Source organism: Egicoccus sp. AB-alg6-2 (assembly GCF_041821025.1).
In the GTDB taxonomy this organism is placed as follows: Bacteria; Actinomycetota; Nitriliruptoria; order Nitriliruptorales; family Nitriliruptoraceae; genus Egicoccus.
The window spans coordinates 158092-171895 of sequence record NZ_JBGUAY010000004.1; the positions used below are offsets into that span (position 1 = coordinate 158092).

Consider the following 13804-nt stretch of genomic DNA (forward strand, 5'->3'; position numbering starts at 1 on the left):
GCCAGCTCTCCGAGGACGTCGACCTTGAGCAGCCACACCACCCCCGATGCCGGCAACGGCAGCGTTCGGGAGAACCTCACCCGTGACGAAGCGCGTGAACGTGCCGCGTTGGTCAGCGACGTCCGGACCACGGTCCACCTCGACCTGACGACCGGGGCGGAGACCTTCGGTGCCACCTCGACGATCCGGTTCCGCACGGCCGCCGAGGGCAGCACCTTCCTCGACTGCACCGCGCGTGAGGTCGAGCGCGTCGAGCTCGACGGCCGCGCGTTGTCGGACGCCGTGATCGAGCCCACGCGGATCCGGTTGCCCGAGCTGCCGGCCGGCGAGCACGAGCTGACCGTGGTCGCGACGATGGCGTACCGCCACGAGGGCAAGGGGCTGCACCGCTTCGTCGACCCCACCGACGACCGGGTGTACCTGCACAGCCAGTTCGAGCCGTTCGAGGCCCACCAGGTCTATCCCTGCTTCGACCAGCCCGACCTGAAGACGACCTTCACGCTCAGCGTCGACGCGCCCGAGGAATGGGTGGTCGTCTCCAACGGTCGCGCGGTGCAGCGTCCCGAGGAGGGCGAGGCAGGACGTTGGGTGTTCGAGACGACGCCCGTGCTGTCGACCTACGTCACCGCCGTGGTCGCCGGCTCCTATGCGACGGTGACCGACGAACACCGTGGCATGGAGCTCGGCGTCTACGTCCGACGTTCGTTGGCGGACTACCTCGACACGCCCGAGATCCTGACCGTGACGAAGCAGGGCCTGGACTACTTCGAGGACGTGTTCGACGCCCCCTACCCGTTCGGCAAGTACGACCAGCTGTTCGTGCCCGAGTTCTCCGCCGGCGCCATGGAGAACCCCGGCGCGATCACCTTCTCGGAGGTCTACATCTTCCGCAGCAAGGTCACCGACGCCAACCGTGAGCGGCGTGCCGAGACCATCCTCCACGAGATGGCGCACATGTGGTTCGGCGACCTGGTCACCATGCGCTGGTGGGACGACCTGTGGCTCAACGAGTCGTTCGCCACCTTCATGGCCGTGCTGTCCCAGGCCGACGCGACCCGCTGGACCAACGCCTGGGTGACCTTCCTCGACGCCGAGAAGGCGTGGGCGAAGATGCAGGACCAGCTCCCGTCGACCCACCCGGTCGCCGACGAGATGCCCGACGTCGAGTCGGTGCACCAGAACTTCGACGGCATCACCTACGCCAAGGGCGCCTCGGTGCTGCGTCAGCTGGTCGCCTGGGTCGGTCAGGACGCCTTCCTGGCCGGCGTGCGCGACTACTTCCAGCGCCATGCCTGGGGCAACACCGACCTCGGGGACTTCCTGGCCGCACTCGAGCGCACCAGCGGCCGCGATCTCGCCACCTGGCGCGACCAATGGCTGCTCACCACGGGGGTCAACACCCTCACCCCCGAGATCGAGCTCGCCGACGACGGCACCTACGCCGAGGTGACCATCGTGCAGTCGGCCCCGGCGCCGACGTGGCACGGCCTGCCCGGCGTCCCCGACCAGCAGCCGATCCTGCGCAGCCACCGTGTCGCCGTCGGCGTGTACCGCCGCACCGATGCCGGTCTGGTGCGCGACCAGCGCGTGGAACTCGACGTCGAGGGCGAGCGTACGAGCGTCAAGGACCTCGTCGGCGTCGCGGCCGGCGACGTCCTGCTGGTCAACGACGACGACCTGACCTATGCCAAGGTCGAGCTCGACCCGACCAGTACCGGCGTGCTGACCACCGACCTGCACGCGCTGGTCGACCCGCTGGCGCGCGCCCTCGTCTGGGCGACCAGCTGGGACATGGTGCGCGACGGACGCCTGCCGGCGAGCCGCTACGTGGACCTCGTCGTCAGCAACGTCGCCTCGGAGTCCGAGGTGGGCGTCCTGCAGCGCCTGCTGCTGCGGGCTGTCGGAGCGGCCGAACGCTACGCGGCGCCCTCGGCCCGGGACAGCCTGCTGCGCCGCCTGACGATGCACGCCCGTGACCTGCTGGGCGAGCTCGAGCCGGGCAGCGACCACCAGCTGGCGGTGCTGCGGCACTGGGCCGCCACCGCTCGCACCGACGCGACGCAGATCGCGGACGTCCAGCGCCTGCTCGACGGCGATCTGAGCTTCGAGGGCGTCGAGGTGGACACCGACCTGCGATGGCACCTGGTGACCGCCCTCGCGCGCGCCGGCGTCGTCGGCGAGGAACGGATCGCGGCCGAACTCGAACGCGACGACACCGACCTGGGCCGTCGACAGGCGGCGACCGCCCGGGCGGTACGGCCGAGCGCCGAGGCCAAGGAGGCCGCCTGGCGTCAACTCATCGAGGACACCTCGTTGTCGCACACGGTGTCGCGCCAGCTGTGGGGCGGATTCAGCCAGCTCGACCAGGTCGAGGTCCTGGCGCCCTACACCGCGCGGTACTTCGAAGCGCTGGACGGGGTCTGGCGCGACCGGTCGCTGGACTGGGCACTGGAGTTCTCCGAGGGCATGTTCCCGCAGTGGGCCGCCTCGCCCGACCTGCTCGAGACCGTGGACACCACGCTGCAGCGCGACGATCTGCTCCGTCCCCTGCGACGCGTCCTGCTCGAGCAGCGCGACACCCTCGTCCGCACGCTCGACGCCCGCGCCTGCGACGCCGCAGCATGAGCGGCCACGACGCCGACCTGGCGATCTTCGACGAGTTGGCCGCGGCCAACGACGCCTACGCGCGCGAAGGCGGCCACCACATGGTGCCCGTGGCGCCGTCGCGACACCTCGCGGTCGTCACCTGCATGGACGCGCGCATCGACGTGTTCGCGGTGCTCGGGCTGGAGCTGGGCGACGCCCACGTGATCCGCAATGCCGGCGCCCGCGTCACCGACGACGTCCTGCGGTCGCTGGCGCTGTCGACGCATCTGCTGCACACCCGGTCGGTGGCCCTCATCGCGCACACCAACTGCGGCGTGCTGGACCCCGCGGGCACCATCGACGAACGACTCGCCGCCACGATGGGGCGGGCCCCGGCGGGTCGCGAGTGGGGCACCTTCCGGGACCCACGCGAGGCGCTGCGCGAGGATGCACGGACCCTGCTCGAGTGGCCGGACCGCCCCGACGGGTTCGGACTGGCCGCCTATCTGTTCGACGTCGAGACGGGTGCGCTCGAGCAGGTCGTGGCGCCGGAGGCGGCGCCTCCGGTGTGACCGGCATCAGCTCGACGGCGACCACCGACCGCGATCACCGCGATGCGTGACCCCTACGGCGACGACGTCCTGGCCGATCCGCGTGCCCATCGCCGGGTCGTGCCGACCGTGACGGTGACGCGTGGTCTGGTGGTCGAGGCCGACGGCGGGTTCGTCGGCAGCGTCGTCGGCTGCACCGCGCGCGAGGTGGTGCTGCGCGATCGTCGTGGCCGTGAACGCCGCTTCGCGCTCGAGCCCGGCCTGTTCCGCGTCGACGACACCCAGGTCAAGCTCGTCGCCCCGTCCCGCCCGGCCGCGCCTCCGACCGCCGCGCCGGTGTCCAACAGCGGGTCGGTGGCCGTTCCCGACGCCCCCGCCCGGGTGGCACGCAGCAGCCGGATCCTCGTCGAGGGGGTGCACGACGCCGAACTCGTCGAGCAGGTGTGGGGCCACGACCTGCGCGTCGAAGGGGTGGTCGTCGAGGTGCTGCACGGTGCCGACGACCTCGACGCCGTCGTGCGCGCCTTCGCACCCGGGCCGCAGCGCCGACTGGGCGTGCTGCTCGACCACCTCGTCGGTGGCACCAAGGAGTCGCGCATCGCCACGACGGTCCGTCACCCCCACGTGCTGGTCACGGGCCACCCGTTCGTCGACGTCTGGCAGGCCGTGCGGCCGGAGGTCATCGGGATCGACGCCTGGCCCGAGGTCCCCCACGGCGAGCCGTGGAAGGAGGGGGTGGCTCGGCGACTCGGCTTCCCCGATCACCACGAGGTGTGGCGCCGCATCCGCACGTCGGTGACGACCTGGCGCGATCTCGACCGCTCGCTGATCCGTGCCGTCGAGGAGCTCATCGACTTCGTGACCGAGCCGCCGACGTCATGACCGGCACCGGCGGGCCCCCGCGCCCGTCAGCCGAGCAGGGTCGAGATCGCGTCGGTGGCGAGCACGGCGACGACGAGGGTGACCACGAGCAGCACGACGACCGCAGGCCGCCAGTTCGACCGCGGAGCGGTCCCTGCGTCGGCGGTGTCCCGCGAACGGACGTCGTCGCGCACCTCGCCGCCGGAGGCGAGCGCCTCCGTCTCGAGCGCCGCGGCGTCGGCCGGGTCCGCGCCGTACTCGTGGTCGAGCAGGGCGATGGCGTCCGCGTAGTGGTCGTCGGAGACCACCACGGCGGTCCCACCGATGCCGTAGGGCAGTTCGGGGTGCAACCCGCCGGCGTCGTCGCCGGACACGTAGGCGTGGATGCCGTTCGCCTCGAGCACGGCCCGCGCGAGCTCGGCCTCGGTGCGGCTCGTGAACCGGTCGATCCTGGCCATGCCGCCTCCGCGTCGTCGTCCCCGAGCAGGGTACGACGCCAGCCACGGGCAGGAGCCCAGCCTGGTCCGTGGAGTCGTTCGACCAGTATGGCCGAACGACTCCACAGAGCCCGGAGCCTCAGTTCAGCCGTGTGATCCGTGGGTCCGTCGGCGCGAGAACGCCCTCAGGGCGGGCGGTGAAGTACGACTCGAGGGCGTCGAGATCGAGTGCCCCACCGAGCCGGCTGGTGCCCTGGGCCAGCACCGGGAAGTTGTCCCCGCCCGTTGCAAGGAAGCTGTTGACCGTCACGCGGTAGATCTGCGTGGCGACCAGCGGCTGGCCGTGGAGCTGGATGGACTCGAAGGCGACGGCGTTCGCGTCGTCGCAGTTCGCAGTACCGCGAGCGAGCCCGTCGTAGGTGTAGGTGAATCCAGCGGAGACCTGCAGCACCTTGTGCCCGGCCCGTACGCCGTCGTTGCCGCCGCAGAACTGCTCCTCCAACATGCGGTCGATCTGCATTCCGCTGAGGTTCATGGTGACCAGGCTGTTGCCGAACGGCTGGACGGTGAACGCCGCCTCGTAGGTCACTTCGCCGTTCGCATTGCCCACCAGGTCGGCGCGCACACCGCCCGGGTTCATGAAGGCGACCTGGGCGCCGCCGAGATGGGCGGGCGTCGTCGCCTCGAGTTGCGAGTCGGCGATGACCCGCCCCATCGGTGACTCGCCGGCCGCATCGGTACTGCGGCTGATGACCGTGCCGCCCTGGATGAGGCCGATGATCCGGTTCGCCAGCGGCGCGTAGAACGGCCGGTAGCGCTCGATGATGTCGGTGATCGCGGTCGTTGGCGGGACGTCGCGGGTCACGATGCCGTTGTTCGCTTTGATCTTGGTGATCCGACGGGTGTCGGGGTCGATGGTGACGTCCATGTCCGTCAGCACCCGCCCGAAGGACGACGCGCTCGTGACCGGGATGTCGTTGATGATGCAGTTGTACGCGGCGTGCGTGTGGCCCGTGATGACCGCGTCGATCTGGGCATGCATGCGGTTGACGATGTCGACGATGGGGCCGGAGATGTTGGTACAACCGTTGATGCCGCCACCAGCGAACCCACCCTCGTGCAGAAGCACCACGATGTTCTCGACACGACGTCGCTCGAGCTCGCCCACCAGCGCGTTGACCGTGTCGGCCTCGTCCGCGAACGTCAGCCCCGCCACACCTTCGGGCGTGACGATGGTCGGCGTGCCCTCGAGGGTCATGCCGACGAAGGCGATCTTGGCGCCGCGCTCGAAGTCCTTGACGACGTAGGGCGGGAACACCGTCTTCCCGGTGTCCTCCCAGCGGACGTTGGCGGCGAGGAAGTCGAAGTCGGCCCCGGTGAAGGTCCGGAGCTCGCGACAGACATCGCCTGCCTCGCCCTCGCGACAGCCACCGTTGGCCATCCGCAGCAGTTCCTCGGCTCCCTCGTCGAACTCGTGGTTGCCCACCGCATTGATGTCGAGGCCGATGGCGTTCATCGCCTCGATCGTCGGCTCGTCGTGGAACAGTGCGGACAGCAGCGGACTGGCGCCGATGAGGTCACCGGCGGACACGACCACGGTGTTCGGGTTCGTGGCCCGCTTCTGCGCCACATGGGTGGCGAGGTACTCGGCACCACCCGAGGGAGTGCCGCCGGTGTTCAGCGTGCCACCCTCGAGATTGCCGTGGAAATCGTTGAGCGCGAGGATCTGCACCTCGATCGGCGGCTTCGGCTTGGCTGCCGGCCGGCCGGGGATGCCGCCGGGCGCAGCGGCAGCGACGCTGGGTACGGCGATGGAGAGCGCGGCGAAGGCGGCCAGAGCAGGCGCCGCCCGCCGCCACACACGTGAAGGTCCGGACACGTTGGTACCTCGGTGATCGGCGGAGCGGCCGGATGCTCCGGCCCACCGCCATCAAACCTGAATTCCCCCTGAAGGCCCAGACTTGCTGATCGCCGGGGGCGATCCGGCGCGCCGACCGCGCCCGGCATGGCCATCCCGGTCGTTGTCGTCTAGGCGCGACCGACGGATCCTGTGCCGCAATTCGACTCCACACACGTCGGGGCGGCCGGGGCGGCCGCTCAGCGGCGGACGCGCCCGTCCGTCGCATCGGCGTCGGGGGGAACCTCCAGCCAGGGGGCGTCGAGGTCGCCGTCGGCGAGGTGGTCGTTGCGGCGGCGGTCCTGGCCGCGCCGTTCGACCTGCAGTCCGTCGGTGACCGGCGCACCGGCGGCGCGTGCCACCTCCAGGATCTCGTCGCCGACGAGCTCGTCGCGGTCGAGCAACGCGTCCCGGAGCGCCTCGAGGATGTGACGGTTGGCGTCGAGCAGTGCGCGCACCCGGGCCTTCGAAACGGCCAGCAGCCGGTCGACCTCGGGACGGGTGTTGGGGTCCGCGAGCGTGCGCCCGACCAGGTTGGTGTCGCCCAGCGGGCCGTTCTCGACGGCGGCGAGCGACACCAGGCTGCCACCCATACCGGCGGCGCCGATGGCCTCGCAGGCCACCCGCGTTGCCGCCTGCAGGTCGCCGCTGGGTCCGGTCGAGGACTCGCCGAAGTACAGCTCCTCGGCCGCCATGCCGCCCATGGCGATGTCGACCAGGGCATGCAGTTCGCTGCGCGAGCGGGTGTAGACCTCGTCCAGATCTCCGTGGGCCAGCAGGCCGAGCGAGCCGGAGCGCTTCACGATCGAGAGGATCTCGAGCTTGCGCCGCCGGGTCAGGAAGGCGATCGTGGCGTGCCCCGCCTCGTGGGTGGCGACGACCCGGCGCTCGTGCTCGGTATAGGCGACCGGGTGCTTCATGCCGACCTCCTCGTTGAGGCGGGCCGACTGCACGTCACGCCAGTTGAGGGCGTCGCGGCCGTCGCGGAGCGCGTTGAGCAGTGCCTCGTCGAGGAGATGCTCGATCATCACCGGCGTGTAGCCGAAGGTCTGCGCCGCCAGGGCGTCGCGCAACTCGTCCCCACCGAGCTCGTCGGCGTGCGCCTTCCGGCCGAGGAAGTGGTCGACGAGGTCGCGCCGGGCCGCCCGGGCCGGCGGCTCGAACGTGAGTCGGCGGTCGAAGCGGCCCGGGCGGAGCATGGCGGGGTCGAGCCGGTCGGCGCGGTTCGTCGCGGCGATCAGCAACAGGTTGTTGTAGACCGACGGGCGCCGTCGCAGCTGACGGTGGGCCGGCAGGAGGCTGTTGAGACCGTCGGTGACGGTGTTGCGCGCCCGCTCGTACCACGGAGGCTGGTCGAACGACTGCATCTGGATCAGCAGCTCGTTGACGACCCCGCCGGTGCCTTCGCTCATCATCCCCTCGACGCGCAGGGTCCCGATCGGGGTCGCGTTCATGCCGCCGCGGACGGTCGCGATCGCGTCGATCTCCTCGATGAAGCCGATCGCGCCGCCCTCCTTGCGTGCGGCCTTGCGCAGTGCCCGGAAGTAGGCCCGGATCTTGCGGGCCGTCGCGCCGTACCACATGGACTGGAAGCTGGTCGCCGAAACGAACAGGAACGGAACCCCCGCCTCGCGGGCCAACGCCTTCGCGAGGTGGGTCTTGCCCGTCCCCGGCGGTCCCTCGAAGAGCAGGCCCCGGCGTGGGGTACCGCCGAGCTGGTCGCGGAACCGTGCGTAGCCCATGAACGTGTTGAGGGTGCGCACGACCTCCTCGACGATCGGATCGATGCCCTTGACGTCGGCGAGACCGACCTCGATCTGCTCGGGGCGGAACGTCAGGTGCGGCGAGCGTCCGCTGGCCAGCGGCATCGCGACGATGACGAGGATCGCGACGACGAACACGGCCGGGATGACGTAGAGGATCGGGTCTTCCGGCATCCCGGGCAACGCGAACACCTGGAACGGGCGCCCGTCGAGGATCCGGTACCACAGGAACAGCAGCGGCAACGACAGCAGCAGCGCGAGCCGGCGCAACCGGGCCTGACGGCGCTGCTCACGGGCCGTGCCGACGTCGGCCGACGAGGAGCCGAGGAAGGCACCCCCGAGTGCCGAGGCCACGCTCGCGCTCGCCCCGGTTCCGGTCGATGCCACCGACTCGCTCCCCATGCGCCCACCTCTTACGCTCCGCGGCTGCTCTTCCACGCACAGTGAACGGCGGTGGCGGACCCTCGGCTTCGGCCAACGGCCAACAGCTGTCCAGGCGCGCGCTCGTGCGCGCGCTGTCGCCCGGAACGGCCGCTTGGCCGTCAGGTGTCGCGTCCGCCCAGTGCTCGACGACCGCGCGAGCGCATGACGGCGAACGTGATGCTGGCGGCGAACCCACCCCAGACGAGCAGCAGGGCGAGCACCATCAGTACGACGGCACCGGTACTCATCGCGACACCTCGGGTTCGTCGTCGGTGACGGCGGGATCGTGCCAGGGCCGGGCGGTGAAGATCACGCCGATGACCACGGCGAGTGCGGCGGCCCCCCAGCCGAAGACGACGAGGAATTCCGTGGGCAACCCCTCGTAGGGTTCGGCCAGCTCGCGGCGCAGGTTGTCGAGGGTCACCGCCCCCAGGAGCACAGGCGTGACAGCGACCAGCGCGATGGTCCACCAGCGGCCGAGCGGCAGTTCGGACACGGCGTCGGCGTGTCGCCGCAGTTCCCCGAGCCGGCGGAGCAACCACGCGATGACGACGACCTGGGCGAGCCCCACGGCCGCGACGCCGAAGCTGTTGACGAAGTTGTCGACCACGTCGAGCAGCGTCGGGCCGAGGCCGGTCGCGTACACCAGCGACATCGCGGCGGTCGCGCCGCCGAAGACGCCGACCGCGCGCGGCCGCGACCACCCGAACTTGTCCATGACGGCCGAGGTGCTGGCCTCGGTGATCGAGATGAGCGAGGAGAGCCCCGCCGCCACCAGCGAGGCGAAGAACAGCACCCCGAACAACCGGTTCAACGCCGGCAACTCCGACACGATCGCCGGGAAGATCACGAAGGCGAGCCCGACGCCACCCGCCGCGACGTCGCCGACCCCGACGCCCTGGACGCCGGCGAGGAACCCGATCGCTGCGAAGACCCCGAGTCCGGCCAGCAGCTCGAACGACGAGTTCGCGAAGCCCGCGATGAACGCGTTGGTGGTCAGATCGGCGCCTCGTCGCGGCAGGTAGCTGGCGTACGTGATCATGATCGCGAAGCCGACGGAGAGCGAGAAGAAGATCTGCCCGTAGGCCGCGACCCAGATGCTGCTGTCGCCGAGGGCGCCCCACTCCGGGGCGAAGAGCGCCTCGAGGCCGTCCGTGGCGCCCGGCAGGGTGAGCGCCCGCACCACCAGGACCCCGAAGGTGACCAGCAGCAGCGGGATCAGGACCCGGTTCGCCCGCTCGACCCCGCGGCGCACGCCACCGACGAGGACGGCGAGGGTCACGGCCCAGATCCCGATCAGGGGCAGCAGAACGCCCAACCGGACGCCGCCCAGCTGCCACGGTTCGGTCGCAGCCCAGTAGCTCTCGAACAGAAACGTCTCGGGATCGTCGCCCCAGGACAGGTCGAAGGCGAACCCGGTGTAGGCCACGGCCCAGGCGATCACGACGGCGTAGTAGCTCGAGATCAGGAAGCAGACCCCGACCTGCCACCAGCCGAGGAACTCCGCACGGCGGTGCAGACGCCGCAGCGCCAGCGGCGCGCTGCCACGGAACCGGTGCCCGAGCGCGTACTCGAGCACCAGGATCGGGATGCCCGCGGTCAGCAACGCGATCAGGTAGGGCACGAGGAAGGTGCCGCCCCCGTTGTCGTAGGCGACATAGGGAAAGCGCCAGATGTTGCCGAGGCCGACCGCGGAGCCGATCGCCGCCAGCAGGAAGCCGGCGCGGGTCCCCCACTGCTCACGTTCTCGTTCCATGCCAACCTCGTCGGTGCCGAAGGACGTGCGCGAAGCTAGGTCAGTTCGGACGCCGCTGCGTATGGCCGCCCCGGGCGGGTGCCCCGACGCGGTGCGTGCGTCGACCTCAGAGGTGGCACGTGGCGATCACGCGGCCCGGTTCCGCCCGCAGCGTCCAGCCCTCCCCCGGCTTGGCGCGACGTGCGAGACCGGGGGCGTCGAGGTCGGGGGCGTGCAGGAGCACCGCGGTGAGCCGACCCTTGCAGACCTTCGTCCTCGCCGCGTTTGCGGGCCGCCCGTCCGGGCGTACGAAGCTGACGGCGACGAGGTCCGCCAGTGCGTCGCGCACCCCGGGCTCCCAGATGCGTGCGTGCTCGCCGGGCAGCAGGTCCCACACCCGCCGTCCGGCACCGAGCTCCGCGAGCAGCCCGGAGACCCGGGCCCGCCAGAACGGTGCCACGCCGCCGAGCGACGGCAGGCGTGCCGTGAACTCCAGGCGGTAGTCCGGGGTCGGGTCGTCGAGGGCCGCCAGGCCGAGCAGCGGCGACACCACCCGCACGTCGGCACCCGCAGCCCGGGGGTCGAGCGAAGCCAGGCCAGCGTTGCCGTGGACCACGCCGGTGTAGCGGGCGTGCGCCGCCAGGGTCGGCGCGTCGGCCAGCGCCAGCAGCTGGCCCCGTGCCTGCTCGGCCCGCTCGGCTGCGACCCCGGCGAGCCGTGCCACCTCGGCGCCACCGAGGTCGCGCACGTCGGCGAGCACCGCGTCCAGCATCACGCGCCGCGCGGCTGCGAGGGGGCCGCGGTCGCACGCGACGACGTCCTCGTAGCGCGGCCCGTCGCCGCCGACCGCCTTGCCCTTGGACGGCGGCAGCAGGACGAGCGGCCGACTCACGCCCGTGGCCGCGGGCCGACGAGGACGGCGATGGCGACGGACACCCCCAGCAGCGTCACGCCCAGCGGAACGTGCAGGGAGGAGGCGAAGGCGATCCCCGATCGGCGCCCCGCGTAGCCGAGCCCCGTCTGCCCGATCAGGCCCAGCACCAGCAGGACGGCGAGCACCAGCGTCGTCCGCGTCGTCCCGGTCAGCAGCACGAGCGCGACCAGGACGACCGACAGCAGCAGGACGCCGTGACCGATTCCGCCGTGCAGGCCGAACAGCGCGCCGTCGACGAACAGTCCCTGGCCGGCCAGCACCGCCTGCGCCAGGATGCCGGCGGCCACCAGCCACGCGACGACCCGCATCAGCGTGGTGCGAACGTCGGATCGCTCGGTCGTCGCGGTCATGACGGGTTCCCCTGCAGGACGACGCCCAGATCGACGTCCGCGGTGCGGTCGAAGCGGTAATCGGCGTGGCCGACCCGATCGGCGGGTCCGACACCGACCGCCGTCATCCCGGCAGCCAGCGCCGCGTCCACGCCCGAGGCGGCGTCCTCCACCACGACGCAGTCCCCGGCGGCGACGCCCAGCAGCCGCGCCGCCTCCAGGAACAGGTCCGGCGCGGGCTTGGCGCGCTCGACGCTGTTGCCGTCCGCGACGGCGTCGAACAGGTCGGCGATGCCGAGCTTGTCCAGCACGATCGGCGCGTTCTTGCTGGAGGAGCCGATCGCGACCCGGCAACCACGGCGCCTGGCGTCCTCGACCAGCTCGACCGCGCCCGGCAGAGCGTCGGCCGGCCCCATGTCGGCCAGCGACTCGACGTAGTAGCGGTTCTTGCGCTCCATCCAGGCCTCGAGGGTGGGCTCGTCGACCTCGCGACCGCCGAGCAGCGCGAGGAGCGACTCACGTCGCGACAGCCCGCGCAGGGCCTCGTTGGCTGCACGGTCGAAGGGCAGCGATTCCTCGTCGGCGAGCCGCTGCCAGCCGAGGTAGTGCTGTTCCGCGGTGTCGGTGAGGACACCGTCGAGATCGAAGATGACGGCGCGCGGACGCACGTCGGGCACGGTCGGATCCAGTCGCTCGCGAAGTGGGCGGCACGGTACTTGCCCGTGTGGCGGCGCGGCCAACCGGCACAGGCGACGAGTCCCCGACGTCGGGCGGCGACCTCGCAACCCGACGCACACCTCGGACGTCACACCGGTAGAGCGCGGTGCCGAAGGACGGTCCGCGGACCGGAAAGGCGTCGACGATGACCTGCAAGGCCCACCTGACAGCCGCCGTCGCCGCCCTGGCACTCGTCGTGGCCGGGTGCGGCGGCGATGCCGCGCAGACAGCCGCCTCGGACGTCGGCACCGACCCGGCCGCGGGGATGTGCGCGCCCGACATGCCCGACTGCGTCGACGCCGATCTCGGCGGGAACGACACCGGCGACGTGTTCGACGCGGAGGCCGAACGCGAGGTCGCCGAGGCGATGCTCGGGCTGGCCGAGGACGAACTGGCTCCCGACGTGCGCATCGGACGTCGCGGTGACGAGCAGATGGCGCTCACGGAGGACTACCGGCTCGGGCGCAAGACCGTCGACCTCGAAGCCGACGCGGACGGCACGTTCCGCGTCGTCGGCGTCGTGGTGGAGCTGCCGGACGGGCCGGAGACCTTCACGCGTTGATCACCAGCGGTCGTGGACGTGTTCGCGCACGTGCCGGTCGTACAGGTCGCTGATGGCCGCGGTGGTCGTCGCGTCCAGCGGGGCCAGGTCCATGACCGCCGCGTTGCTGCGCGCCTGCTCGGGATTGCGCGCACCCGGGATGGCCACCGTCACCGCGTCGCGATCGAGCAGCCAGCGCAGGGCGAGCTGTGCCGGCGACACGCCATCCGGGGCCAGGGCGGCAAACTCGCGCGCCGCACGGACGCCGACCTCGAACGGCACGCCGGCGAACGTCTCGCCGACGTCGAAGGCCTCGCCGTGGCGGTTGAAGTTGCGGTGGTCGTCGGGCGCGAACTCGGTGTCGACGGTGTACCGGCCCGACAGCAGCCCGCTGGCGAGGGGCACCCGGGCGAGGATGCCGACCTTCCGCTCGGCCGCCGTGGGAAGGACCTCGTCGACCGGTTTCTGCCGGAAGGCGTTGACGATGACCTGCAGGCTCGCGACGTCGGGGCGTTGCATCGCTCGCGTCGCCTCGGCGACCGTCTCGACGCTGACGCCGTAGGCACGGATGACGCCCTGCGCCTGCAGGTCGTCGAGCGCGGCGAAGACCGCGTCGTCGTCGAGCACCTCGGGGGGCGGACAGTGCAACTGCACCAGGTCGAGGGCGTCCATGCCGAGGTTCTCGCGGCTGCGCTCGACCCATGCACGCAGGGCCGACGGCGTGTATGCCTCGGGGACGTGCGGGTCGGCACGGCGCCCCACCTTGGTGGCGACGAACAACGCATCGGCGTCACTGCCCAGATCGCGACGCAGTCGTGCGACGAGCCGCTCGCTGCGGCCGTCGCCGTAGACGTCGGCCGTGTCCAGCAGCCTCACCCCGGCCTCGACCGCCGCGTGCAGGGCGGCCAGGGCGTCGTCGTCGCCGACCCGGCCCCAGTCGCCACCGAACTGCCAGCAACCGAGGCCGATCGGGGGGACGCTGCGACCGATGCGGCCCAGAGGTCGTGGGGCGTCGGTCATGCGGGCTCCT

At 71.5% G+C, this 13804-nt stretch carries 13 protein-coding genes; 4 read left to right on the forward strand and 9 right to left on the reverse strand.

Annotated features, from left to right (window positions below):
• The first annotated feature begins 24 nt into the window (after positions 1-24).
• From pepN to ACERMF_RS08045, 3 genes are read left to right on the forward strand one after another with little or no spacing between them, the layout of a single operon-like run.
• Complete coding sequence (gene pepN / locus ACERMF_RS08035; protein WP_373668537.1) at positions 25-2625, forward strand: aminopeptidase N; 2601 nt, start codon at positions 25-27, stop codon at positions 2623-2625.
• Positions 2622-3158, forward strand: coding sequence for a beta-class carbonic anhydrase (locus ACERMF_RS08040; RefSeq protein ID WP_373668538.1), 537 nt, complete (start codon positions 2622-2624; stop codon positions 3156-3158). The genes pepN and ACERMF_RS08040 overlap by 4 nt, the downstream gene beginning before the upstream one ends.
• Before the next feature lie 42 nt (positions 3159-3200).
• A complete protein-coding gene (locus ACERMF_RS08045; RefSeq protein WP_373668539.1) occupies positions 3201-4019 on the forward strand; it encodes a DUF3097 family protein in 819 nt (272 codons plus the stop codon).
• A 26-nt stretch (positions 4020-4045) separates the two neighbouring features.
• On the opposite strand, the gene ACERMF_RS08050 is transcribed toward ACERMF_RS08045, so the two are convergent.
• From ACERMF_RS08050 to pgmB, 8 genes are all read right to left on the reverse strand, one after another.
• Positions 4046-4456, reverse strand: a complete 411-nt coding sequence (locus ACERMF_RS08050; protein WP_373668540.1) for a putative signal transducing protein — start codon at positions 4454-4456, stop codon at positions 4046-4048.
• A gap of 118 nt (positions 4457-4574) precedes the next feature.
• Positions 4575-6314 (reverse strand): bifunctional UDP-sugar hydrolase/5'-nucleotidase, encoded by a 1740-nt coding sequence (locus ACERMF_RS08055; protein ID WP_373668541.1) that lies wholly within the window; start codon positions 6312-6314, stop codon positions 4575-4577.
• Between the two features lie 218 nt (positions 6315-6532).
• A complete protein-coding gene (locus ACERMF_RS08060; RefSeq protein WP_373668542.1) occupies positions 6533-8497 on the reverse strand; it encodes an AAA family ATPase in 1965 nt (654 codons plus the stop codon).
• Positions 8498-8637: 140 nt separating this feature from the next.
• Positions 8638-8766 carry a MetS family NSS transporter small subunit gene (locus tag ACERMF_RS08065; protein WP_373668543.1) on the reverse strand — a complete coding sequence of 43 codons (129 nt, stop codon included), beginning with the start codon at positions 8764-8766 and terminating at the stop codon, positions 8638-8640.
• On the reverse strand, positions 8763-10274 hold the full coding sequence (locus tag ACERMF_RS08070; protein WP_373668544.1) for a sodium-dependent transporter: 1512 nt from the start codon (positions 10272-10274) through the stop codon (positions 8763-8765). Before ACERMF_RS08070 ends, ACERMF_RS08065 begins: the two co-directional genes overlap by 4 nt.
• A gap of 106 nt (positions 10275-10380) precedes the next feature.
• The gene (gene yaaA, locus ACERMF_RS08075) at positions 10381-11145 is read right to left on the reverse strand and encodes a peroxide stress protein YaaA (protein WP_373668545.1); all 765 of its coding nucleotides are present in this window, start codon (positions 11143-11145) and stop codon (positions 10381-10383) included.
• Positions 11142-11537 (reverse strand): DUF6220 domain-containing protein, encoded by a 396-nt coding sequence (locus ACERMF_RS08080; protein ID WP_373668546.1) that lies wholly within the window; start codon positions 11535-11537, stop codon positions 11142-11144. The genes yaaA and ACERMF_RS08080 overlap by 4 nt, the downstream gene beginning before the upstream one ends.
• Complete coding sequence (gene pgmB, locus ACERMF_RS08085) at positions 11534-12193, reverse strand: beta-phosphoglucomutase (protein WP_373668547.1); 660 nt, start codon at positions 12191-12193, stop codon at positions 11534-11536. Before pgmB ends, ACERMF_RS08080 begins: the two co-directional genes overlap by 4 nt.
• A 185-nt stretch (positions 12194-12378) precedes the next feature.
• On the opposite strand from pgmB, the gene ACERMF_RS08090 reads away from it, so the two are divergent.
• Positions 12379-12795, forward strand: a complete 417-nt coding sequence (locus tag ACERMF_RS08090) for a hypothetical protein (protein ID WP_373668549.1) — start codon at positions 12379-12381, stop codon at positions 12793-12795.
• Here the strand turns inward: ACERMF_RS08090 and ACERMF_RS08095 are convergent, their stop codons facing one another.
• Positions 12796-13794, reverse strand: a complete 999-nt coding sequence (locus tag ACERMF_RS08095; protein WP_373668550.1) for an aldo/keto reductase — start codon at positions 13792-13794, stop codon at positions 12796-12798.
• Between the last annotated feature and the right edge of the window lie 10 nt (positions 13795-13804).

Bases quoted from the DNA above. Each gene is read 5' to 3' on its own strand.
- ACERMF_RS08095 (WP_373668550.1), bottom strand. From the start codon at position 13,794: ATGACCGACGCCCCACGACCTCTGGGCCGCATCGGTCGCAGCGTCCCC.
- ACERMF_RS08090 (WP_373668549.1), top strand. From the start codon at position 12,379: ATGACCTGCAAGGCCCACCTGACAGCCGCCGTCGCCGCCCTGGCACTC.
- ACERMF_RS08080 (WP_373668546.1), bottom strand. From the start codon at position 11,537: ATGACCGCGACGACCGAGCGATCCGACGTTCGCACCACGCTGATGCGG.
- ACERMF_RS08065 (WP_373668543.1), bottom strand. From the start codon at position 8,766: ATGAGTACCGGTGCCGTCGTACTGATGGTGCTCGCCCTGCTGCTCGTC.
- ACERMF_RS08070 (WP_373668544.1), bottom strand. From the start codon at position 10,274: ATGGAACGAGAACGTGAGCAGTGGGGGACCCGCGCCGGCTTCCTGCTG.
- ACERMF_RS08045 (WP_373668539.1), top strand. From the start codon at position 3,201: ATGCGTGACCCCTACGGCGACGACGTCCTGGCCGATCCGCGTGCCCAT.
- ACERMF_RS08040 (WP_373668538.1), top strand. From the start codon at position 2,622: ATGAGCGGCCACGACGCCGACCTGGCGATCTTCGACGAGTTGGCCGCG.
- ACERMF_RS08050 (WP_373668540.1), bottom strand. From the start codon at position 4,456: ATGGCCAGGATCGACCGGTTCACGAGCCGCACCGAGGCCGAGCTCGCG.
- ACERMF_RS08060 (WP_373668542.1), bottom strand. From the start codon at position 8,497: ATGGGGAGCGAGTCGGTGGCATCGACCGGAACCGGGGCGAGCGCGAGC.